We start from the raw sequence: 24641 nt of genomic DNA on the forward strand, positions 1-24641 counted from the left end.
GTAAAATCAATACTTTGAAAAATAACGAAACATTCTGTCTTATTTTGTCACTTTTTATATACCATGCAATAAATTGCACGGTACGCAATTTATTGCATGCTATTTTTTGCACACTCATACTTTTCTAGCTTGTAATATAGATTTCGAACTGAAATTCCTAATGCTTTTGCAGTTTTCGTTTTATTCCCATCAAATTTCTCTAGATATCCACGAATAATATTCCCTTCAAACTCTGTCACTAAATGTTCAAGTGGCTTTTCTTCTAATTCAGGTAATAAGTTATTTTGAGCTAACTCCGCCTGCTCTTCTTTATGCAAAGGGGGTAAATGCTGTACATCAATATATATCTCGTTATAATTCATAAAGATAATCGCTCGTCCTAAAATATTTTCAAGTTCCCTTACATTCCCTGGCCATTCATATGATTGTAGATAGGAAATAGCCAAATCAGTGAGCCCCTCTACATTCCGACCATAATCTTGGTTTATTTTTTGTATCAATCGTTCAGCAATTGCCGGTATATCTCCTTTTCGCTGACGAAGAGACGGAATTTGAATTGGAATTTTATTTAATCGATAATATAAATCCTCTCTAAACTCTCCTTCTAGAATAGCCTTTTCTAAATTCACATGTGTCGCTGCAATTACCCGAACATTAATAGGTATCGCTTTCGTTCCACCAACTTTTACAATTTCTTTTTCTTGCAACACGCGAAGGAGTTTCGCTTGCGTATTTGCAGACAACTCACCTATTTCATCTAAAAAGATACTACCGTTATTCGCTTCCTCAAAGAATCCGCGTTTTCCCCCTCTTTTCGCTCCAGAAAACGCACCCTCCTCATAACCGAATAATTCACTTTCTAACAACGTCTCCGAAATCGCCGCACAGTTTACACGGACGAACTTATTATATTTTCGATTACTTCCATTATGGATCGCATGTGCAAATAATTCTTTACCCGTCCCAGATTCTCCGCGTAACAATACTGTTGCCGGTGTATTCGCCCCAAGTTTCGCCTGCTCGATAGCTGCAGTTGTTTCATCTGAATTTCCGACAATATCATCAAATGAATATTTTGCTTCTAATGTACGAATAATCTGTCTCGCTCTATTCAACTCATTTGTTAACTTTTGAATTTCTGATACGTCACGAATTACACCGACGCTTCCTTTTAATATCCCATCAACAATAACGGGTGCTACGTTTACAATTACATCGCGCTTCTTTTGCCCAATCTTCATATGTATCCCGCGTACCGCCCTACGCGTTCGAAGTACTTTCATATGCATACTTTCACCTTCTACAATATCAGTTGTAGCCGGTTGTCCAAGAATATCTTCTTCTGTTAAACCCGTTAACTTCGTATAAGCAGGGTTTATAACTAATCCTCTTCCTTTCTCATCGACAACCGAAATTGCTTCTTCAGATGAGTTGATAATTGCCTCTAGTAACGTTTGAATTTCTTTTAAATCTGTAACTTCTTCCGCTAAATCTACAACTTCTGTAATATCTTTAAAAATCGCAAATGCCCCTTGAACCTCTCCTCCTTCTTTTAATATTGGAATACGTGTTGTAATAATTTTCTTTTCATTTTCTAACGTCAGTTCATAATTTACTTCTATTTGTTTCGTACGTATAATGCGAAGCAACTTACTAGTTGGAATAACTTCTAAAATATATTTCCCTATCGCGTCTTCTTTTTTATATCCGATAATACGCTCTGCACTTTTATTAAAAAGACGGACTTGTCCCTCTTTATCAATTACAATCATACCGTCATGTGTAGAATTTAAAATTAATTCTCCTTGTTGCGTCTGTTCCTCTAACTGTCCAATTAAACCTTCCTTCTCATGCGCTAATTTCGTAACAATTTTCGCAATATCACCTGGAATGAGAAGAGTATCTTTATGCTTTTTCTCTAGTAAAACTTTATGTAAACCATCGTCACCTGTCATATCAAATATGACATCGATATGCATAGAAAGAAACGGAGTTACACACTCTCCAATCGCAATCCCCTTTTCCTTAGCAATTTGTAATCCTTGCGCAATCGGATTTATATCAATAACCCCTATAATTTGAAATATATTCGAACTTTGTAACAGATTCAGCAGTGTACTTCCACCTTCACCTGCACCAACAATTAAAACCTTTTGTTTCATACATTACACTTCCTCTCGAAGTATCTCTGCAAAATTTTTCACACCTTTATCTTACTCGCTCAGCCCCCTCTTGACAAACCCCCTTCTCATATAACATCATTGGAATATACTAAATAATCTGAAAAGGAGCGTTATGTATGCAGCGTTACCTTGCTCTATTATTAGCACTCATCCCTATTTCATTAGCTGTATTCGGCATTAAGTTAATGAGAGATACTGTATTTGGGATTTTATTCCCCCCAATTTCTATACTATGGTTACAGTTTTTTATTGGCGCTCTCTGCTTCGCACTCGGGTTTTACATCTTTGGTGGCTTCGTCTTACACCGAGACCGTAAACGCAATAAAGTTCAAGCTCGCTTTAGAAGATAAAGTAAAACTTTAATCACTAGGGTTTTGTCCATTTCTAACTGATGATGAGTCCTACAACAAAGAGCTTGATAAATAAAAAATGAGACCTTTATATTAGGTCTCATTTTTTTATCGGCAATAAAGTTCTTGCTGTTTCAGGATAATCGGTAATAATCGCCGAAATATTCATATCAAAATATTTACGCATAAGAGTTTCTTCATTTATTGTATAGGGGCGAACCTCTACACCACTTTCCATTGTTAGTATAGCTATGGCATCTTGAAGGTAACGATAATTAGGATGTACTGCTGTTGCGCCCATTTTTTTTGCATATGCCCACGGACTATGCAAACCTTCACGATATAAAATAGCTGTTTGAATATCCGGAGCCATCATATGACATTTTTTCATACTGTAGTGATTAAACGAAGAAAATACAACACGATCTTCTAGACTAAACTTACGTACAAGTGTTATAACCTCTTCTTCTAAACCTCTGTATGGGATTTTATTATTTTTAAATTCAATATTGAGTAGCAATTTCGTTTTGGCGAGCCATTCTAATACTTCTTCTAGAAGAGGTATTTTACAAAAACCAACTTTATCACCGAATTTATAACTCGCATCCAACTTACATAAATCCTCATATAAATAATTTCGAACCGCACCTTTTCCATTTGTTGTCCGATCCACCGTTTCATCATGAATGACGACAACCTTTCCATCTTTCGTTAGTTGAACATCAAGCTCAATTCCGTCCGCTCTAAAAGCCTCCGCCGCTTCAAATGAAACCATTGTATTTTCCGGATACGTTCCCGCTGCACCACGATGTGCAAATATAAGAGTCATCCTCACTCCCCCAATCTTATGCTATACTATACGAAAAAGGAGGTACTTCTATGAGACCATTACAAATTTCTCCAGACACTGCAGTCCGCTTATCAAAAGCATTAGGTGTCCCGCTCGAACAGCTCATGCATATGCCACAACACATTTTAATTCAAAAGCTAGTTGAATTAGAAAAACAAAATAAAGACGAAGAATAATATGGTCCTGTTTTGCAGGACTTTTTAATTTATCCTTACTACATATACTATCACAAGTACATCTCCCATACAGTGAAACTTCCACCAGATAAGTTATCTTGTCTTATTCTCCTACTGATCCCACAACTAATCGCTTTCTTACAAGCATTCTTTGAACAAAAAATGAAAGAGCGTTGCCTCATGGCATCGCTCTTTCATTTCTCTATTGGAAATATATTAAACCTTTATCATTTATCCGCTTTATGATTTATCGTTGTCTTATTATGCTCTGTTTTCACCCATGTATGTTGTTGTCTCCATTTAAACAAACCAACAACTTGAGCATAAATAAATGTATACGCATAATAAAACACAGAGAAACTCATCCGAATTAATTTATATTCTCGATTGGTATCTACCTTAATCGCATAATACATACAAATAATCAATTGGTAAGCAAAAAGTACTAAAGAAAAAATACTCAGTCCAAAAATCACACCAATTAGACGTTTCCCTACAAGCGGTATATCTTGATACGATTGTGTAGCAAGAACATAGGCAAGAGCACCAAAAACACCAAGTAAAGTAATTAGCATTTGAACTGCACGCGCCATACCAAACAGATAAAACAACTGATCAATAATTCTCAGTTTTCCTTTTTCAGTGAAAAGTTTCTTTACCATAGGTTTAAAATTCGTAAACGCCACATACCAATGTCCTTGAGACCAACGTGTACGTTGCTTAATACTAATTTTAAAGTTATCTGGTTTTTCATCGTATACACGGACGAAATGATTCCACAATACTCTTCCATTATCTTTAACAATTTCCATTTCTAATTCTAAATCTTCCGTTAAGGAATTAAAACGAAAACCACCATGTTTCATTAAGTATTCCATTTTAACAATGAATCCCGTTCCGCCAATGGCATTCGGTAAACCTGCACGATATTTTGCTAACTGGAAGAAACGATTTGTTACGTAATAACTCATGGCATAACCAAGCGATAAATTAGTCGCTGAATTTTTTGAATCTAAATAAATTTGAATCGCCTCTGGTTTATCTTTAGCAATGTACTGTGAATTTAACTCTTGTAAAACATTTGAATCAACATGATTATCAGCATCTAAAATCATTAAACAGTCATATTTTTCAGTCAGTTTATCGAATCCTAAATGACGTAACGCATATTGCAAACCTGCTGGTTTCCCTACTCCTTCACGTGGGAATACTTGTTCACTTGTATTAACATACTTCATTCCCTTTTCTTCACAAATAGCACCTGTTCTATCCGTACTATTATCATTTACAACATAAATATCATACAAATCATCTCGATATTGAATTTTTCTCAAATTATCAATAGTTGATCCAATTACTTTCTCTTCATTATGTGCTGCAACTAATATTAAAAATCTTGTCTTATCTTCGATTAATTCATAGTCACGTTTCGCTTTGCCAAATCCGAAAAAGGATAAAATCACATAGTATACCGTATTAATGTTAACGTATACAGTAAGTATAAAAAACAACGTCAACAAAACGGTAACCACTTTTCCAGTCAAAAATTCCATGTCCATCCTCCTAAAATCCTTCCAATATACACCATTATAGACTCTTAAATAATAATAATCTAGTTCGTTTCGTATTTCAAATAGTTTTTCTTACATAACGATGCAGATTAGTACTGTAAATAAGCATAAAATACAGTGGCATTTTAGTCAGCGTTTTTTATCTATCTCCACTGACTATTATCCACTATTAATTAAGTTTTTATTGCAATCTATTTTTCTGTAAAAGAAAAACCTATTAACATTCTATTTTTTCATTGTCAATCTACCTTTTGCTAACCACCAAATCCCACTTACTAACATTACATCTAAGCAAACTGTAAATAAAAATAAATGTTTAGCGAAATCCCCTTCACCGCTTCCAACAAATGGAACCACATAAGAAACCATACCAATTATAGCTACAGCTGTAAATACGTCAGGAATAAGCCGCTCACTATGCGTCTTAGCTCTTCTATATTCTAGCAAAATTCCTAGTCCATATAAAATGTATAAAAGAACAATCCATATGAATCCATTTGGATGATATTGCTCTTTCACATGACTCCATAAAGAAAATGTCTCCACTTGAGCAACAGGAACTGGATTATCTTTTTTCTCATAATTACCAAGAAAAGCAACTCCATCAACGGACGGACGGATGGTCCAAGCATATTCAGCTGTTGCCTCTAGTTTACTCCAAAATCTTTGTGGATGCGTTAAATAGAACTTGGCGATATCAGGGAATTTTATTTTATTATATAATTCTTTATGCAATCTCGGATCTTCCTGTGGTATCGCTGCATTAGACCAAAAATGAGTTCCTGCATTTACAGCAAGTTCTGGATCTACTCCAAGATCACGTAAATCTTGTTCTGGGTTTGGGGAATCTTTAAGAACTCCATAAAATATAGTTTGATATATATTAATTTTATCAATCCATGCAGGTGAGCTTTTATAACAAATGAAAGATAAAATTAAGAGTAATGCCGTCATTGATACAATTATACTTCTCCATACTGTATCCTTGCGTATAAACCATAGTCTAATAGTAAGTAGTGCCGCTATAAATCCTGCTGGTGTATACTGCGTTTTAGAACAAGCTAGCATTATTGCTGATATATAAAACAAAATAACTAACCAAACAGACGGATGTTTCTGACGCGCAAGTTGTATCCCTAATGCAATTGTCAAAAATAGAAACACATACGTTACAGCTTCACCATACATAGAATTAAAATATAGTATGTATCCAATATCTGCAAAAACAACAATTGTTACCGTTACAAGAAAACCATTCACGATTTTATTATTCGTTTTATTCAGTTTGACAATTAGATATAGCGCTAGAAGAAAAATCATAATATATTCGACCGCTAGAACTCGTATATCAAACCAAGGTCCTGGTAATAATTTCCCAATCCATAAAGCTGGAACCATGAGAAACAACTGCGAAGAAACATAATCACCTGCAGCTGGATTCACATAAGCATATAAATGATGGATAAATGAAAAGTATTTATCTACCCTCGCTTCATTTGGATCTGGATAAGCCAATCCAATTTGAATCATAATACGTTCAAAGTCACCATTGTCAGCGAGACCAACAATAGGCTTAATAAGTAATAAACCAATCATTACTATTGCCGCAACAACAACTGCTATAACTTCCCATTTTAACCACTTTGTCTGCATTTTCTGTCTCCTTTATAGATGTATAATTATTATGTCATCGTTTTTTGTCAGACAAGCATAAAATTAACACAGTCCTTTCCCCTCTTTCTAACTGAAAACCATGACTTCTTTTAGCGTGTTTTTTGATGAAAACCTGGAGATATTAAAAGTCAACATATTCATAATATACATATCTCTATAATCACCAGAGCATTCAAAATATAAAAACTAACCAAATTCTACATCATCACCCTAAAACTGTCAATTTTACATTTAGAATACCAGAACAACAATCTACTCGCTATAATTCTATTTTCTTTCAACAATAAATTACCTAATCCTATACATAAAACCCCATCTTATTACAAGATAGGGTTTTAACAACTAATTTAAACTATTTTTTTATTATTAAAAATCGTAAACAATTTATACAATCCTAAAGAAGCCGGAATATTCATAAATGCAAAAGCCTCATAAGTATAATGAGGTGCCGTTTCCCATAGTAACAAGAAAGTAAGTATTCCTAGTATACTAACCATTGAGATCCGTATAACCTCTGATTCAGCTTCATCTTTCTGCTTATAAAGAATAACTGCTGCTAAAACAGCTAGATAGATAAATAACTTAAAAATATACGAATATATGGTAACCATTTTATACTTCGCTTCTTTATAGTTCGATACAAAATTTGTGACCGTTTCATCTTTCTGCTGGAACCATTCCCCAATACGATACATTGAAAATTGACTCGATACCCATTCTCTAGTTATTTTTTCATTTAAATGTTTTATATAACCCATTACGCCAAGTTCATTAAATCGCTGTACTATAACTTCTTTATTGTGTTCATTCAAGTCCTTCGTATTCTTCATCTTTTCATCATTAATATAATCTGAATCCGCCTGATTCCAGACACCATACGTATCTTTGTTAACGCCCATTTTTATCCAATGGGTGTATGGAATTTTTTCAATTTCATTATCGGTACTGAGATTCAGTTTGGTCGTTATACCTTTAAAACTTATAATGAGAATTAAACAAAATACAACACTACTTAACACCTTCAGAGAATATTTCTTACGAAACTTTAAAATATTTTCAATTAAAATCGCCAACGCTACGGCCAATGCTGTCGGTCTTATAATATAAGTACAAGCTGCAAAAACTCCTAATAAAACCCATAAAATAACCTGCATTCTTTTTGTTTCTGCCGTTTTCAAACACAAATACGTATACATCGTTGCTGAAATGAAAAATATTACTAATGTGTGTGTATAAAAAACTGGCGCCTGCCAATATATAAAAATATTTAGTACAGACAATACAATCGATATGTGAGCAACTTTAAAGTTTGTAATTTTCCTTACAATCAATACATTTAAAATAATACTCCCTGTTATACATGCTATTGGTAATATTTTTATTGCTACATCTACACTTCCGATTAATTTGGCAAAGTACCCTCCTAATAATACAATATGTGTATTATATGGATAAAATAAAAGCTGTCCCATCTCTAAAAAATAATTATCTCCATTAAACACAGAGACAATTCCTTCTTTAAGGATGGCATAATCTCCTACAACAGGGTTAAACGCTATAGAAGTAATAATTATTTCTACTGTCAAAATACCCATTATACCTAAGGCAATCACGACATTTGTATACGTTCTTTTCATTTTATTAATAACCCATTTATAATACATAAAGAAAAGCCCAAATAAAAGAAGTGTCGCTACTATAACAACGCCTACTTTTCGCGCAGTATACTCTTCAGTCGGATAAGGAAATTCTCCACTCATCCAAATTATTTTCGGGATAAAAAATTTACTTACTATCATTGAAAATACAGATAAAAACACCGTCATAACAATGATTGGATAAAATTGATTCACTATTTTTTTTACAGACATTCTTTTATTCTCCTATATCTCTAGCATTTCCCAATTAATGATACGTTATCAAAATTGCACTGTCAAACCAACGTATTATATTACCTGTATAATCTGCTTTCTCTTAAGGTTTTTTACATATATTTAAACAACTTCCGCTATCCATTCACTAAATCAACTCACAATTTTGCGAAGACATTAGGTCGAAAAGCTCGATCGGTGAAGATTAATAATCAGTGCAGGATGAACACCATCTACTACCGCTGATTCTTCTTTTTTATCTATTTCAGCACTCGCATGTTTATCTGCTAGATTATCTGCAAGTCCTAACATTTGAAAAGGAACTGCAACAGCAAGAACTCTGATAGTTGCTACTATTCCTAGCCATGTTAATATTTTATTTCCCTTCCCCTTATCTGTGCCTTGTAATCCTTTCATAAAAAACCTCTTCTTATATGTAATATTACTAAAAAGAGGTTTTGTTTTCCATAAAATCAAATAACCCCCTTTCGTTAATTTCAAAAACTTTGACACATTCAAACTTACTACTCCATTTTTTCGTGACAAAATAAAAAGACCAACGAATCATAACATTCATTGGTCTTCGGATGAAAAGTTTATTTGTTTAAAATTAATATTGATTATAGATTTCAAAAACCCGTCAGCTGTGCTAAAAAATAAACCCTTTACTACTTCTACTCTCAGCTAGCCTTATGTTCAAGTCTCAACTTATCCGCAACCATTGCGATAAACTCAGAGTTCGTAGGTTTTGCTTTTGACATGGATACTGTATAACCAAATAAGGACGAAATAGAATCAATATTTCCACGGCTCCACGCTACTTCAATCGCGTGACGGATTGCACGCTCGACACGGCTCGCTGTTGTATTATATTTCTTTGCAATATCTGGATATAATACTTTCGTAATAGACCCTAGTAATTCGATATCATTGTACACCATAGAAATCGCTTCTCGTAAGTACATGTACCCTTTAATATGAGCAGGTACACCAATTTCATGAATAATACTCGTAATACTTGCATCTAAGTTTTTCGGTTTTCCATCTATTGTTGTTGCTGATCGGAAAGATGGTAATGGACGTTTAATAGTAGCATTTGCCTTGCCACTCACTTGACGAATATGACTAGTTAAATTCTCCATATCAAATGGTTTTAATATGAAATATGAAGCACCTAGGTCAACTGCTTTTTTCGTCACATCTTCTTGTCCAAATGCTGTTAACATAATTACGCTAGGCTGTCTTAACCTTTCAATATGTCGCATTTTCTCTAGTACAGCTAAACCATCTAAATGTGGCATAATAATGTCTAAAACGAGTACATCAGGCTGCTTATCTGTTAATAAGTTTAAACACTCTTGACCATTATAAGCAGTACCGATTACTTCCATATCATCTTGAGCAGCTACATAACTCTCTAGCATTGATACTAATTCTTTATTATCATCCACAAGACATACTTTAATTTTCTCCACAGCTTTTCCTCCCTTACCGAATCGATTCTCCGACATGTGTATCCTTCTAGGCTACATGAATTGTTCGACAATTGTGTGAAAATTCCCTTTTAAAGTTTGTTACTTTCCGATAAAATCACAAAAAAATATGTTTATCGTTCATTTATTCCCTTTCGCAACACATTCCATCATAGAAATACAACGAAACGTTCAACCCTTTGCTTATATTTTACAACAAAAAACATCTCTTGCGGAGCTTTTACAAAATTTCAACGAATTTTTCAATAGAAAAGCGAGCTAATGAATAAATTAGCTCGCTTTTTTTTCTTGATCATAAATATTAATTCCAGCCTCATGTAACATCCATTCAATATGAACACCGTACCCTGATGTTGGATCATTGACAAATACATGTGTAACGGCTCCGATTACTTTCCCGTTTTGTACAATTGGACTTCCACTCATCCCTTGTACGATACCACCTGTTTTTGCTAATAAACGCTTATCTGTTACTTTTATTACCATACCTTTTGTAGCTGGAAATTTTTGCGGTACCGTACTAACAACTTCAATATCAAATGATTCTACTTTATCTTGATCAATAACTGTTAATATTTTTGCCGGTCCTTCTTTTACTTGATGAGATAATGCGATAGGCAGTGCTTTATCCATTACGCCGTTTGTCATATTTGTATTTAATTTCCCAAAAATACCATACGGACTATTTATTGTAATATTGCCAATCACTTCACGATCTGGTGAGAACCTTGCTAACTTCTCTCCTGGATTCCCATGACTACCTCTTTCAATCGATGTAACTGTCGAACGCATAATTTGTCCATCTTCAACTTGAATCGGCTTTTTCGTATCATTATCAGAAATGACATGACCCAGTGCTCCGTATTTCATAGAATCTGGATGAACAAATGTCATTGTTCCGATTCCAGCTGCCGAATCACGAATATATAAGCCAATACGATAAGACGATTCCCCACTGTCTTTTTGTGGTGTTAATTTCGTGCGAATGTATTTTCCATCTCTTAACAAAACAAGGTTAAGTGGTTCACCTGTTTCACCACTACTATGAATAAATGGTGCGACATCACTCATTCTTTCAATTGTTTTACCATTAATTTCAGTAATCATATCTCCAATTTGCACACCAGCTGTTTCACCAGGAGATATTTTACCTTTTTCAGTTTGAATTAAATGATGGCCTACAACAAGTACACCTTTTGTGTTTAATTTCACACCAATTGATTGTCCACCTGGAATAACTTTAAAATCTTTTAATACTTTCACATTTACTTTTTTTACTGGAAAACCAGCGATTTGGAACACCATGTCCGCTTCACCATTTTGATGAGAATTTACCATAAGTCCTTGTTTTTGTTCATTCGAACTCACTGTAAATACATGGCTATTTGTAGATGAAGCTTTAAAAACTGGTAATGAAGCTATTTCTGATTGTTGTCCTTCAAAAACAACAAGTTGCTTCGGGGATGAAATAAACGTCCGAAGCGGCTTAAAACATCCAATAAAAACTAAAGAAACAAGGAGACAAAGACCTATTATTTTTCGAAATCTTTCTAATTTCAATTTGTTCACTCTCCTCGCTCCTACCCCACATTCAGCCTCTTGGCTTCACTTTTTAATCTCTCCTTGCAGTGCTTTATTTATAACCGGAAGAATTAAGAAATCTTCATTTGAGAAAAAAAGCTATCCATTACTGGATAGCCTCTGCTGTCTGTTTAAAATGATGCGCTTGCGTAAGTAACTCTTTCGCATGTTCTGTCGTTAAATCTGTAATTTCCACACCAGAAATCATTCGAGCTATTTCTGTTACTTTATCCTCCATAGTTAAAACGGTAACTGATGTAATTGTCCGATCATTCGCTACCTGTTTTCGAATAAATAAATGCGAATCCGCCATTGAAGCTACTTGAGGTAAGTGCGTAATACAAAGCACTTGTGAGTTTACTGATACACGATAAATTTTTTCCGCAATAGCCTGTGCAACTCGACCACTCACACCAGTATCCACTTCATCAAAAATAACAGATGCAATACCTTGATGTTTAGAAAAAATACTTTTTAAAGCTAAAATAATACGAGATAACTCTCCACCAGAAGCGACCTTTGAAAGTGGTTTTAACGGTTCACCGGGATTCGTTGAAATATAAAACTCAACGTGATCATAGCCGTCCGCCGTAAGGCGCACCGGTGCGCCTTCCACAAGAGGTTCTTCTGCATTTCCTTCTCTCTTCATGATTCTCACTTCAAATTTCGTTTTTTCCATATATAGTTCTTTTAATTCTTGATGAATAGCATTTGTAAGATGCTCTGCAAGTTCATGACGCATATTACTTAACAACGTTGCTTCTTTCAGAATAACACTTTCTAATTCCTTTAACTGCTTCTTCGTCGCTTCAATATGAACGTCTTTATTTTCAATCGTAAAAATTTCTTGCTCAATTTTATCAGCATACGCTAAAATCTCTTCTACATTATTTCCATATTTTCTCTTTAGCATACGAATTTCATTTAAACGTGTTTCAATTTCATCTAGACGATTCGGATCATATTCCATCATATCGAGATTTTCTCTAAGTTGATACGCAACTTCTTCTAATAAGTAATAGCTATTTGCAATTGAATCATGATTTTCTTGATATACTTCATCTAAATGTGTAATACTCTCCATTTGTCCCATTGCACTTCTTACATTATCTAATCCTTGTCCGTCAGCACTTAACGAACGATATGCATCACCTAACGCTTTATAAATCTTTTCAAAATTAGAAATTTGCAATCGTTCCTCAGTTAATTCATTTTCTTCATCCATCTTTAAATCAGCCTTACGGATTTCTTCATGCTGAAATTGAATTAAATCTAAGCGATGTGCCATTTGTTGTTCATTTTCACTTAACGATTTCAATTGTTTTTTTAATTTCTCATAGTCAGCGTATACATTTTGATATATATCCAACTGTTTAACAATACGCTCCCCATCAAAATGATCGAGCATAAACAGATGTCGCTCTTCATTCATTAAGTCTTGCGTTTCGTGCTGTCCATGAATATCAACAAGCGTTTTGCCAATCTCTTTTAATATACTAAGGGTGACAAGTTTCCCATTTACACGACATACACTCTTTCCGTTTGCAGCAATATCACGCTTCAAAATAATCATGCCGTCTTCTATTTCTATATCTAACTCTTCTGCCTTTTCAATACATGGATGCTTGTCGTCTTCCACATAAAATAACCCTTCTATCTCAGCTTTTTCTGTTCCGTATCGAACAAATTCCGCTGAACCACGGCCACCTACAAGTAAACTAATCGCATCAATAATAATCGATTTTCCAGCTCCTGTTTCACCACTTAAAACTGTTAAACCTTTTTGAAAAGAAATATTTAATGCCTCAATAATAGCAAAGTTTCTAATCGATAATTCCGATAACAATGCCCCATTCACCTCGTTATAAACTAATCCCCTACTAAGGGCTTTTCTCAGTTCTTTATTCAAATAGTCATACTATATGTTTGTATGTACTCTTCTAACCCGCTCCATTGTACCAAACATTCGTTTTACGGGTCAATCCACCTATTTTCTAATTTTATTCAAACAAAATATTATATTACAATTAAAAATTCACATTTTTAACCACTAAAAAAATCCTGTTCACTTTCCACTTTACAGAGGAAAGCAAACAAGATTTTTTTGTTACAACATATTTAAGAAACGATCAGAGACAACACCTGTATCCTCAGGTGTACGGCAAATAATTAAGCAAGTATCATCACCACAGATGGTTCCGATGATCTCATCCCACTCTAAATGATCAATAAGTGCTCCAAGTGAATGAGCGTTACCAGGCAATGTTTTTAGCACAAGCATATGTCCTGCCGTGTCTAATTTTACAAATGAATCCACTAGATTTCGTTTTAATTTTTGTAACGGGTTAAACCGTTGATCTGCTGGCAAGCTATATTTATAGCGACCATCATGTAATGGCACCTTCACTAAGTGCAGTTCTTTAATATCGCGCGATACTGTTGCTTGCGTTACATTAAATCCCTCATTACGTAAAATATCAACTAATTCATCTTGTGTTTCGATTTCTTTGTTCGCAATAATTTCCCTGATTTTAATATGGCGCTGACCTTTATTCATACATTTGCACCTCACACTATCTCTTACCATAGTTTAAACATTGGTATACTTCACTTATTTATGTTAACTTATAATTCGTTACTTGTACACAATTGTTTTTACAATCATTATACAATTACAGCAAAAAGAGGAACAACATATGTTATTCCCCTTTTCCTTTTTGTTTTAAAACGTCATGCGCTTCTGTAACAACTTGCTCAATAGAAATTGGAGAATGATTTTTGCCACTCTCATCACGTTCACCATGCCATTTTAAATGAATTAAGAATTCAATATTACCGTCTCCACCCGTAATCGGTGAGAATGTTAAACCTTCTACATCATAGCCTTCTTTTAAAGCAAAATCGACAATCATTTCTACGACAGCTTCATGCACTTTTCTATCACGAACAATGCCTTTTTTCCCAACTTGCTCTCTTCCAGCTTCAAACTGCGGTTTAATTAACGCTGCTACATCACCGTTAAGCATAAGCATTGTTTTTAAAACTGGCAGTATTAGTTTTAATGATATAAATGAAACATCTATACTAGCAAATTGTGGTAAACCACGCTCTAAGTCTGCTGGTGTCACGTAACGGAAATTTGTACGTTCCATTACGACAACACGCTCATCTTGACGCAATTTCCACGCCAATTGATTATATCCTACATCTAATGCATAAGATAGTTTCGCTCCATTTTGAAGCGCACAATCTGTAAAGCCACCAGTTGATGAACCAATATCTATCATAACTTTATCTTGTAAATCTAGATGAAATGTCTCCAGTGCCTTTTCAAGTTTATAACCACCACGGCTTACATACGGCATAACTTGTCCCTTTACCGTAATCTCTGTATCTTGTGGGATCTTCTCTCCTGGCTTATCGAGTCTCATCTCATTCGCATATACGATTCCAGCCATAATAGCACGTTTCGCTTTCTCACGTGTTTCTATAAGCCCTCGCTCTACTAATAGTACATCTACTCTTTCTTTTTTTGCACTCATTTGTTACGCCCTTTTTTGTTTTGATGGAATCATTGTATGAATACGGTCTACAACAGCATCTGTCGTTAAACCAATTTCTTCTAATAATTTTGTTACACTACCGTGCTCTATGAAACGATCTGGAATACCCATTCTTTCAATTAATGCACTATGGTATCCGTTCTCAGATGCAAATTCAACTACTCCAGTTCCAAAACCACCGATTAAACAAGCTTCTTCAATCGTTAAAATCGGTATATTTTTTCCTAAGAGATCATGTAAATACGCTTCATCCATTGGTTTAATAAAGCGAGCGTTCACTACTTTCACTGAAACTCCAGCCTTTTCAAGACGCTCTGCTGCTTCCATTGCCATTGGAATTGTCGTACCAAATGTTAAAATAGCTGCCTGCGTACCTTCTTTTAACGTTTCCCATGTGCCGATTGGAATTGCCTTTAATTCTTCGTCCATATGAACACCAAGGCCATTACCACGTGCATAACGTAAAGCGATTGGTCCATCTTCGTATTGCATCGCCGTATACACTAAATGTTGCCCTTCATTTTCATCTTTTGGCATCATTATTACCATATTCGGTAAATGACGTAAAAACGAGATATCAAATACACCTTGATGTGTTTCACCGTCTGCTCCTACTAATCCAGAGCGATCTATTCCGATGAAAACATTTAAATTTTGACGACATATATCATGAACAACTTGGTCATATGCTCTTTGTAAAAACGTTGAATAAATTGCTAAGAATGGTTTCATCCCTTGCGTTGCCATACCTGCTGCCATTGTTGTAGCATGCTGTTCTGCAATACCTACATCGATCATACGATTCGGGAATTCCTTTTGGAATTTCTCAAGTTTCGATCCAACAGGCATTGCAGGCGTAATTGCAACAATACGCTCATCTTCTCTCGCCAACTTAAGTACTGTTTCACTAACAACAGCACTCCATGCTGGTGCAACTTCCTTCGGTTTGACGAAGTCACCTGACTCAATTTTATACGGGCCTGTTCCATGCCAAGTTCCAATTACGTCACTCTCAGCTGGTTTATAACCTTTTCCTTTTTTCGTAATCACATGAACAAGTACTGGACCTTTTGTTTTCTTTGCATATTGCAACGTTTCGAATAACTTTTCATAATCGTGCCCATCGACTGGACCTAAATATGTAAAGCCTAACTCTTCGAAAAATACGCCTGATACTAGTAAATATTTAAGACTATCTTTTATTTTCTCTGCTGTTGCAGCCACTTTCCCACCGACTGCTGGGATTTTTTTCAATATATACTCTAGTTCATCTTTTACCCAATGGTATTTTCCTGCGGTACGTAAACGACCAAGTACATTATGAAGCGCACCAACGTTTGGTGCAATTGACATTTCATTGTCATTCAAAATAACAATCATGTCTGTTTTTTCATGCCCAATATGGTTCAATGCCTCTAAGGCCATTCCACCTGTTAAAGCACCATCTCCAATGATTGGTATAACATATTCTTTCGTTTTCTTTAAATCACGTGCTAAAGCCATTCCCATTGCAGCAGATAGTGATGTCGAGCTATGACCTGTTTCCCATACATCGTGCTCACTCTCACAACGTTTTGGAAAACCACATAGACCTTGATATTGCCTTAATGTACCGAATTCCTTCGCACGTCCTGTTAAAATTTTATGTACATAGGATTGATGTCCTACATCCCATAAAAATTTATCTTTCGGACTATCAAATAATTTATGCAGAGCAATTGTGAGTTCTACTACACCTAAGTTAGGTGCAATATGTCCACCTGTTTGAGAGAGCTCTTCAATTAAAAATTTACGAATATCCTCACTCAATCCCTCTAGTTCACTGATAGACATATCTTTCAAAAAACTAGGGTTTTGAATTTGCGTTAGATCCACATGGATCACTCACTTTCATTTCATAATCTGTCAACATGTCAAATATTACAAAAAACATTTACACAACACAAGAAATTTTCTTTTCTATCCTTTATCTTACCCTGCTATCAACCAGTCTATTGTGCCCTAATCCTATTATAAACCATATTTCTTTATGCGTTGAAAAAAATAGCCGCTAACACGAAGTGATAACGGCAATGTAATCTACATATATTTTTGCCAATAACAAGAAAAGAAAAACCTTTTCCTACATTTATATCATAAAATGATGAATGACTCAACAAATGAAAACGCTGTTATATTAGTTATTACGTTTTGCAATCAAATCGCAAATAGATAGTAAATATTCATCTTGTAATTGCAAGGAGCTAATCGCATCTTTTGCTTTTGTAATTGTTTCTTCTAAAATATTCTTTGCTCTATCTACAGTAAATAACGTCGTATATGTGCTCTTTTCGTTGGAAACATCACTACCAATCGGTTTTCCAATCTCTTCTTCGGTTCCTTCTACATCTAAAATATCATCTCGAATTTGGAAAGCTAGGCCAATATTTTTTGCAAACTCAAGTAACTTTTCTTCCTGCTCTTTTGTAGCATTAGAAAGTATCGCTCCTGCAAGTACAGCGAATTCAAGTAGTTTCCCGGTCTTATGCTTATGAATATACTCTAACTCATCAATCGTAAGTTGTTTCCCTTCAGCTTCCATATCCGCCACTTGTCCGCCAACCATTCCTTCCGGCCCAGCTGCTTTTGCAAGCTCAAGTACAAGTCTTACTTTTTTTTCAGCAGAGATTTCTTTTTGCTCATATGCCATAACAATTTGAAAAGCATACGTCAACAAACCATCTCCTGCTAAAACTGCCATTGCTTCACCAAATACTTTATGATTCGTGGGCTTTCCTCTTCTTAAATCATCATCATCCATACAAGGTAAATCATCATGAACTAACGAGTATGTATGTATCATTTCAAGAGCACAAGCTGCACCTACTCCAAGATTTCTTTCTTTCCCAAACGCTTGTAATGTTGCAAATAAAAGTAACGGGCGGAGACGTTTTCCACCCGCTTCCAAAGAATATGCCATCGCTTCACGAAGTACATTTGGACATTGTAATTCATTTGCATAGCTTACAAGCTTCTCTTCTACGAAAGTTTTACTTTCTTTCAAAAAAGTATCAAAAGCGATTGTCACTATGCTTCATCTCCTAAAGCAGTAAACGGTTCAAGCTCTCCATCTTCTCCAAGAATAACTGCCATTTGTTCTTGTACGTTCTTCAACTTCTCATCGCAAAGCTTAGATAATTCCATACCCTCTTTAAAATAAGAAATCGCTTCTTCTAAAGGTACATCACCTTGCTCTAGCTTAGATACGAGATGCTCAAGTTGCGAAATTGCCTCTTCAAAACTCACTTTATTTTCCATTATTCAATTCACGCTCCTCTATGCCTGATACGCTACAATCTAGTATTCCATCTTGTAATTGAACTGAAACAGCATCTCCAAGGCTGATATCTTTCACACTTTTTAACACTTGCTTCTCTTCATCATATACAAGCCCGTACCCTCTCATCATTACTTTAAGCGGACTTAATGCTTCAAGTTTTTGAGCAGCTCTTACAAAGGCAAATTCTTTCGTTTGAAGTAAAGTTTGCATTTCACGTTGTAATTGCTTTTGCAACGTTTCAATCGCTACCTTTGTTTGTATAATTTTTTGAGATGGGTGGTGCTTCTCTAAATAAAATGAAAGCTGTTTTAACTGATTCACCTTTTTATCAATGTAGCGCTCTTTCGCTAAAACAAGCTGTTCTAACGCTCTATCTAATTGCTCTTCCTTTTGTTCATATACTTGTCTTGGATAACGGAATGCATAAGATTTTTGCAATACTTGTAATTTTTCTTCTTTTTTATGTACTAACTCTCTCATTGCTCTTTGCAATCTTAGAGTTCTTTGTAATACCTTTTCTTGTAACTCTATAACGTTCGGTGCTGCTAGTTCAGCTGCTGCAGTCGGTGTTGGTGCACGTAAATCGGCAACAAAATCTGCGATTGTAAAATCTGTTTCATGCCCTACTGCTGAAATAATAGGAATTTCGCTCTTAAAGATTGCTCTTGCAACCACTTCCTCATTGAAAGCCCATAATTCCTCAATAGAACCTCCCCCGCGCCCAACAATTAATACATCTATATCTCCCATTTCATTCGCTGTACGAATCGCTTGTACAATCGAGGGAGCTGCTGACTCCCCCTGTACAAGTACTGGAAATACAATAACATTCCCAATTGGATAACGACGTTTAATCGTTGTTATGATATCACGAATCGCAGCTCCTGTTGGCGACGTAATTACCCCTATTGTTTTAGCATAAGGAGGGATTATTTTTTTATAAACTTGAGAAAACAATCCTTCTTCCTCTAAACGAACTTTTAATTGTTCGTAAGCCAAATGCAAATTTCCGACTCCGTCAGGTTGCATGTCTTGAATATAAATTTGATAAGAACCACTCGCCTCGTAAACAGAGATTTTCCCTTTTACAAGTACCTTCATCCCATTTTCAGGTCTGAATTTAATATTACGATTATGACCCGCAAACATAACCGCTGCGATTCTGGCATTTTCGTCTTTCAATGTAAAATACATGTGACCACGACTATGATTTTTAAAGTTGGAAATTTCACCCTTTAACCAAACAGACTGTAAATGCGGGTCATATTCTATTTTTGTTTTTATATAGCGTGTTAATGCTGTAACGGTTAAATATTGTTTCTCCATTTCTCTCTCCTCATAGCCGACTCAAATTATTTACAAACGACACCTGCGCGTTTGGCAGATTCAACAGTATTATGAAGAAGCATTGTAATCGTCATTGGACCAACACCCTTTGGCACAGGCGTAATGTAACCCGCAACGTCTAACACGTTGTCAAAGTCAACATCACCACAAAGCTTGCCTGTTTCTAATCGATTCACACCAACGTCAATTACAACCGCGCCTTCTTTCATATAATCAGCTGTTACCATTTTAGGTCGTCCAACAGCTACGATTAAAATATCAGCTAACTTCGATAATTCTTTAATATTTTGCGTCTTAGAATGACAATATGTGACAGTTGCATTTTCATTTAAGAACAATTGCCCCACTGGTTTGCCGACAATATTACTTCTTCCAATTATTACAACATGTTTTCCCGAAATATCAAGATTCGTTTCTTTTACTAATTCTACAATACCATGCGGTGTACACGGAAGGAATGTATCTTGTCCCGTCATCATACGTCCCACGCTGATTGGGTGAAATCCATCTACATCCTTTTCTGGTGAAATTCTTTCAATGATAGCTTTTTCTTCAATATGTTTTGGTAAAGGTAATTGCACTAATATGCCATTAATACGGTCATCGCCATTTAAGCGATCGATTTCAGCAAGCAAACGTTCCTCAGTAATCGTTTCAGGAAGTTCAATTAGCTCAGAATAAATTCCTACTTGTTCACAGCCTTTTTCTTTTCCTTTTACGTAAGAACGAGATGCTGGATCTTCTCCCACTAAAATCACTGCTAATCCTGGTACAATCCCTTGTTCTTTCAACTTCACAACTTCTTCTGTTAATTGTGCTCGTTTTTTCTCCGCAACTTCATTTCCTTTGATGATTACTGCTACCATTTTAAGATTCCCCCTTAAAGAAATTACAGTGTATCTTTTATATTAGATAAAACGCCGTTAATAAAACGACGAGATTCCTCATCCCCAAATGTTTTAGCAATTTCAATTGCCTCGTTAATTGTTACGTTGTGTGGAATTTCTTCCATGTACTTCATTTCATACACAGCTACACGTAAAATACTGCGATCAACAATACTAATACGCTCAAGCTTCCACTTTTTTAAGTTTTGACGAATTGCTGCGTCAATCTCTTCTTTATTGTCTACAAATCCTACAACAAGTGATTCTAAAAACTCATTTGTTTCTTCACCTTCATCTAGCGTATTTTCCACCGCTACCTTCGGTTCTAATTCACCTGTAATATCCATTTGGTATAATGCTTGCATAGCTCTTTCTCTAGCCGTCCTACGTTTCATTGTAACTCTCCTTTATGCTTCAAGTCTTTCCTTATGCTTTGTTATATTATTATAATTTATAAGCCGTCAATTCACTTACTCTTACAGTTTTCATTGATTTTCCAACCTTATAATACAATGATAATAACACAATTTATCGTTTCACACACGGGTTACAAGGCTGAAAAATAATAAAAAGATTAACTTCAAGTTCCATATCTTATCACAATGTACGTTTTTTGGAAAAACGAAACATTTTCTTTTTTATTTCTTATTTTTTGAAATAGTATAACAATTAGAGGGTTGTAATTTGTGAAGAAATGAAACGATAAAAAAGATGCCTATGTTACTAGGCACCTTTTTCATTCTTACACTGGTTCAATTTCTGTTTTTTGTGTTTCGAATGTTACGCCAACGATGTGAACATTCACTTCTTTTGGCTCAAGTCCTGTCATTGTAAAGAGTGCTTGGCGAATATTGTCTTGAATCTTTTGTGCAACAACTGGAATTGCTACACCAAAATACATTACAACATAAAGGTCGACGATAATATCTTCGTTTGCTAATTCAACCTTTACACCTTTACCATGATTTTTCTTACCTAACTTCTCAACAACATCTGTAGCAAAATTACCACGCATTGCCGCCACACCTTCTACCTCAGCAGCTGCAATACCTGCAATTACTTCAATTACTTCTGGTGCAATTTCTACTTTACCAAGAGTTGTATCTTGACCCATATCTAACATATGTTCAGCCATGAAAAAAACCTCCTTTAATGTATCACTGCGTCACAAGTTCATGCTCTTCCAAAAACTTCGTATTAAACTCACCTTTTACAAAATCAGGATGATCTAACAATTGCAAATGGAACGGGATTGTTGTATGTACGCCTTCAATGACAAACTCACTGAGTGCACGCTTCATTTTTGCAATTGCCTCTTCACGTGTTTTTCCGTGAACAATTAATTTAGCAACCATCGAATCATAGAAAGGTGGGATTGAATATCCCGGATATACAGCTGAATCGACGCGAATACCAAATCCGCCTGGTGGTAAGTACATTTCTACTTTACCTGGAGATGGCATAAATTTTTTGGCAGGGTTTTCCGCATTAATTCGGCATTCAATTGCCCAACCATTAAATTGTACTTCTTCTTGCTGTAACGATAACTTTTCTCCAGAAGCAACAAGAATTTGCTCTTTAATTAAGTCCATTCCTGTCACCATTTCAGTAACCGGATGCTCAACTTGAATTCTCGTATTCATCTCCATGAAATAAAAGCTTTTCGTTTTATATTCATAAATAAACTCAACCGTACCAGCACCTGTATAATCAACCGCTACCGCCGCTTTAACTGCCGCTTCACCCATCTGCTTGCGAACATTTTCATCAAGTGCAGGTGATGGACTTTCTTCTAATAGTTTCTGCAAACGGCGCTGAATTGTACAATCACGCTCTCCTAAATGAATGGCATTTCCGTGTGTATCTGCCATTATTTGAATCTCAACATGGCGGAAATCTTCAACGTACTTTTCTAAGTATACACCAGGGTTCCCAAAAGCGGTACTAGCTTCTTGCTGTGTAATTTGAATTCCTTTTACAAGCTCTTCTTCATGACGTGCAACACGAATACCTTTTCCGCCGCCACCTGCAGTCGCTTTAATAATAACTGGATATCCAATCTGATTTGCAAGCTCGATCGCTTCCTCGGTATTTTTTATAATCCCTTGTGAACCTGGTACAATCGGAACCCCTGCTTTTTCCATTGTATCACGAGCAACGTCTTTTGTGCCCATCTTTGAAATAGCTTCTGGACTTGGACCGATAAAAATTAAGTTACATTCACGGCATAACTCTGCGAAATCTGCATTCTCTGCTAAAAATCCGTATCCCGGATGGATAGCATCGCAGCCCGTTAACTTCGCAACGCTAATAATGTTCGTCAAATTTAAATAACTTTCTTTTGAAACTGTTGGTCCTACACAATACGCCTCATCTGCAATTTGTACGTGAAGTGACTCTTTATCTGCTTCTGAATAAATCGCAACTGTTTCAATATCCATTTCTTTACAAGCACGAATAATTCGTACAGCAATTTCCCCACGATTGGCTATTAATACTTTTTTTATCATCACAAAGACTCCCTTATTACGCTTTCACAAGAAATAGCGGTTGTCCATACTCAACAAGCTGTCCGTTATTAACAAGAATCTCAACAATTTCGCCCTCTACATCAGCGTCAATTTCGTTAAATAACTTCATAGCCTCGACAATACATACGATAGAATCTTTCGATACCCTGTCTCCAACACTTACATATGGAGGTGTATCAGGTGAAGATGAAGAATAGAATGTACCTACCATTGGTGAGGTAATCTTATGTAGGTTTTCATCTTGAGCAGCTTTCTTCTCTTCTTGTTTTGGTGCTTCTACTTGCGCTGCCGCTACTGCTGTTTCAACTTCAACAGATGCTACTGGTTGCATAGCTTGTTTCGCTACAGGTGCTTGCATCGCAACAACTTCATTACCACGCTTTTTCATTTTGATTGTTGTACCGTCTTTTTTGTATTCAAATTCATCAATATTAGAGCTATCAATTAATTTAATTAATTCACGAACTTCTTGAATTTTAAACATGTAAAATCCACTCCCATACTCTTGTTTGTCCCGTTTTTACAGATTCTCATCACTAACACTAGATTGACTGTAAAAATACGATGTATTCTATTAGAAAATTTATTTGATTTACTAATAGAAATATTTACTATTTCCATCTTACGATAAATTTTTTAAACATTCCAATTTATATTTCTTTATAATAAATCGAAACTCCTGTAAAAATATTATTCCAATAAAAAATTTATTACCTAGTAATAATACCAAGTTTCACACGAAATTGGCAAGACCACTTCCTAAAAAACATTCCTTACCTTTTCAAAATGCTACACAGTAAACATATAATTGCAGCTCCACTCTTCACCACATCTATGGTTCATAACATATTTTTACCAAATATTATTTTTTTGTTTACACGCCGTTCATCATTCCTTCATATAAGAATAGTATGTTCAAAGTGTAGAAAATATATTGTATCGAGGTGTGGACATATGATATGGCTCATGCTCTTCTTACCTGCCGTAATGGTTTGGGCATTCGTTCTCTTCATCCACGTCAAATCTGGAAAAAGTAATCATCATCACCATGAACCGCTAATTTTTTATTCACAACGTATTTCTCCATTCCGAGTTGAACATAGTAAAAACACATACAAAGACGAAATAGAAAAAAGCTATCGAAAGTGACAGCTTTTTTCTATTATTATTTTTATCTAATTATTTTGAAGTACTCTATGTTCTTATTTACAAACAATGCGATTAGTAAAAATTAATAATCCGTGG

General features: G+C 35.3%; 23 protein-coding genes. 3 read left to right on the top strand and 20 right to left on the bottom strand.

The window, feature by feature from the left end:
- Positions 1-89: 89 nt before the first annotated feature.
- Positions 90-2162: a sigma-54 interaction domain-containing protein gene (locus tag ACS2MN_RS14420; RefSeq protein ID WP_098805646.1), complete on the bottom strand. Its 2073-nt coding sequence runs from the start codon at positions 2160-2162 to the stop codon at positions 90-92.
- A 137-nt stretch (positions 2163-2299) separates the two neighbouring features.
- Between ACS2MN_RS14420 and ACS2MN_RS14425 the strand changes: the two genes are divergently transcribed.
- On the top strand, positions 2300-2533 hold the full coding sequence (locus ACS2MN_RS14425) for a DUF2627 domain-containing protein (protein ID WP_001190186.1): 234 nt from the start codon (positions 2300-2302) through the stop codon (positions 2531-2533).
- 100 nt (positions 2534-2633) lie between these two features.
- Here ACS2MN_RS14425 and ACS2MN_RS14430 read toward each other — a convergent pair whose 3' ends face one another.
- Entirely contained in the window at positions 2634-3362 is a 729-nt protein-coding gene (locus ACS2MN_RS14430) for a glycerophosphodiester phosphodiesterase (RefSeq protein WP_000172598.1), read from the bottom strand.
- 50 nt (positions 3363-3412) lie between these two features.
- On the opposite strand from ACS2MN_RS14430, the gene ACS2MN_RS14435 reads away from it, so the two are divergent.
- Positions 3413-3559 carry a YycC family protein gene (locus ACS2MN_RS14435; RefSeq protein WP_001247671.1) on the top strand — a complete coding sequence of 49 codons (147 nt, stop codon included), beginning with the start codon at positions 3413-3415 and terminating at the stop codon, positions 3557-3559.
- Positions 3560-3786: 227 nt separating this feature from the next.
- On the opposite strand, the gene ACS2MN_RS14440 is transcribed toward ACS2MN_RS14435, so the two are convergent.
- From ACS2MN_RS14440 to accB, 18 genes are all read right to left on the bottom strand, one after another.
- Positions 3787-5112: a glycosyltransferase family 2 protein gene (locus ACS2MN_RS14440; RefSeq protein WP_087949754.1), complete on the bottom strand. Its 1326-nt coding sequence runs from the start codon at positions 5110-5112 to the stop codon at positions 3787-3789.
- Between the two features lie 243 nt (positions 5113-5355).
- Positions 5356-6783: a glycan biosynthesis hexose transferase WsfD gene (gene wsfD, locus ACS2MN_RS14445; RefSeq protein ID WP_346994719.1), complete on the bottom strand. Its 1428-nt coding sequence runs from the start codon at positions 6781-6783 to the stop codon at positions 5356-5358.
- A gap of 368 nt (positions 6784-7151) precedes the next feature.
- Positions 7152-8675 (bottom strand): glycosyltransferase family 39 protein, encoded by a 1524-nt coding sequence (locus tag ACS2MN_RS14450; RefSeq protein WP_098805647.1) that lies wholly within the window; start codon positions 8673-8675, stop codon positions 7152-7154.
- Positions 8676-8852: 177 nt separating this feature from the next.
- Positions 8853-9188: a hypothetical protein gene (locus tag ACS2MN_RS14455; protein WP_430384460.1), complete on the bottom strand. Its 336-nt coding sequence runs from the start codon at positions 9186-9188 to the stop codon at positions 8853-8855.
- A 167-nt stretch (positions 9189-9355) separates the two neighbouring features.
- On the bottom strand, positions 9356-10150 hold the full coding sequence (gene spo0A, locus ACS2MN_RS14460) for a sporulation transcription factor Spo0A (protein ID WP_000411416.1): 795 nt from the start codon (positions 10148-10150) through the stop codon (positions 9356-9358).
- A gap of 288 nt (positions 10151-10438) precedes the next feature.
- Complete coding sequence (gene spoIVB, locus ACS2MN_RS14465) at positions 10439-11737, bottom strand: SpoIVB peptidase (protein WP_015000951.1); 1299 nt, start codon at positions 11735-11737, stop codon at positions 10439-10441.
- Between the two features lie 118 nt (positions 11738-11855).
- Positions 11856-13595, bottom strand: a complete 1740-nt coding sequence (gene recN / locus ACS2MN_RS14470) for a DNA repair protein RecN (protein WP_043322351.1) — start codon at positions 13593-13595, stop codon at positions 11856-11858.
- 261 nt (positions 13596-13856) lie between these two features.
- Positions 13857-14306: an arginine repressor ArgR gene (gene argR, locus ACS2MN_RS14475; RefSeq protein WP_001032581.1), complete on the bottom strand. Its 450-nt coding sequence runs from the start codon at positions 14304-14306 to the stop codon at positions 13857-13859.
- A 142-nt stretch (positions 14307-14448) separates the two neighbouring features.
- Positions 14449-15291: a TlyA family RNA methyltransferase gene (locus ACS2MN_RS14480; protein WP_346994718.1), complete on the bottom strand. Its 843-nt coding sequence runs from the start codon at positions 15289-15291 to the stop codon at positions 14449-14451.
- A gap of 3 nt (positions 15292-15294) precedes the next feature.
- On the bottom strand, positions 15295-17187 hold the full coding sequence (gene dxs, locus ACS2MN_RS14485) for a 1-deoxy-D-xylulose-5-phosphate synthase (protein ID WP_000366442.1): 1893 nt from the start codon (positions 17185-17187) through the stop codon (positions 15295-15297).
- A 301-nt stretch (positions 17188-17488) separates the two neighbouring features.
- Entirely contained in the window at positions 17489-18379 is an 891-nt protein-coding gene (gene ispA / locus ACS2MN_RS14490) for a (2E,6E)-farnesyl diphosphate synthase (RefSeq protein ID WP_000150369.1), read from the bottom strand.
- The gene (gene xseB, locus ACS2MN_RS14495) at positions 18379-18609 is read right to left on the bottom strand and encodes an exodeoxyribonuclease VII small subunit (protein ID WP_000428977.1); all 231 of its coding nucleotides are present in this window, start codon (positions 18607-18609) and stop codon (positions 18379-18381) included. Before xseB ends, ispA begins: the two co-directional genes overlap by 1 nt.
- Positions 18599-19957, bottom strand: coding sequence for an exodeoxyribonuclease VII large subunit (gene xseA, locus ACS2MN_RS14500; protein ID WP_000415263.1), 1359 nt, complete (start codon positions 19955-19957; stop codon positions 18599-18601). The genes xseB and xseA overlap by 11 nt, the downstream gene beginning before the upstream one ends.
- Positions 19958-19983: 26 nt before the next feature.
- Positions 19984-20844 carry a bifunctional methylenetetrahydrofolate dehydrogenase/methenyltetrahydrofolate cyclohydrolase FolD gene (gene folD, locus ACS2MN_RS14505; protein ID WP_000226729.1) on the bottom strand — a complete coding sequence of 287 codons (861 nt, stop codon included), beginning with the start codon at positions 20842-20844 and terminating at the stop codon, positions 19984-19986.
- Positions 20845-20867: 23 nt separating this feature from the next.
- Positions 20868-21260 carry a N utilization substance protein NusB gene (nusB, locus tag ACS2MN_RS14510; RefSeq protein WP_000830246.1) on the bottom strand — a complete coding sequence of 131 codons (393 nt, stop codon included), beginning with the start codon at positions 21258-21260 and terminating at the stop codon, positions 20868-20870.
- A gap of 347 nt (positions 21261-21607) precedes the next feature.
- Positions 21608-22000 carry an Asp23/Gls24 family envelope stress response protein gene (locus tag ACS2MN_RS14515; RefSeq protein ID WP_000807630.1) on the bottom strand — a complete coding sequence of 131 codons (393 nt, stop codon included), beginning with the start codon at positions 21998-22000 and terminating at the stop codon, positions 21608-21610.
- Positions 22001-22022: 22 nt separating this feature from the next.
- Positions 22023-23375, bottom strand: coding sequence for an acetyl-CoA carboxylase biotin carboxylase subunit (gene accC / locus ACS2MN_RS14520; RefSeq protein WP_000592880.1), 1353 nt, complete (start codon positions 23373-23375; stop codon positions 22023-22025).
- 16 nt (positions 23376-23391) lie between these two features.
- The gene (gene accB / locus ACS2MN_RS14525; RefSeq protein WP_000472853.1) at positions 23392-23880 is read right to left on the bottom strand and encodes an acetyl-CoA carboxylase biotin carboxyl carrier protein; all 489 of its coding nucleotides are present in this window, start codon (positions 23878-23880) and stop codon (positions 23392-23394) included.
- A gap of 470 nt (positions 23881-24350) precedes the next feature.
- On the opposite strand from accB, the gene ACS2MN_RS14530 reads away from it, so the two are divergent.
- Complete coding sequence (locus tag ACS2MN_RS14530; RefSeq protein WP_000638008.1) at positions 24351-24545, top strand: hypothetical protein; 195 nt, start codon at positions 24351-24353, stop codon at positions 24543-24545.
- The last annotated feature ends 96 nt before the right edge of the window (positions 24546-24641 follow it).

Source organism: Bacillus cereus group sp. BceL062, from assembly GCF_051780025.1.
Classification (GTDB): Bacteria; Bacillota; Bacilli; order Bacillales; family Bacillaceae_G; genus Bacillus_A; species Bacillus_A toyonensis.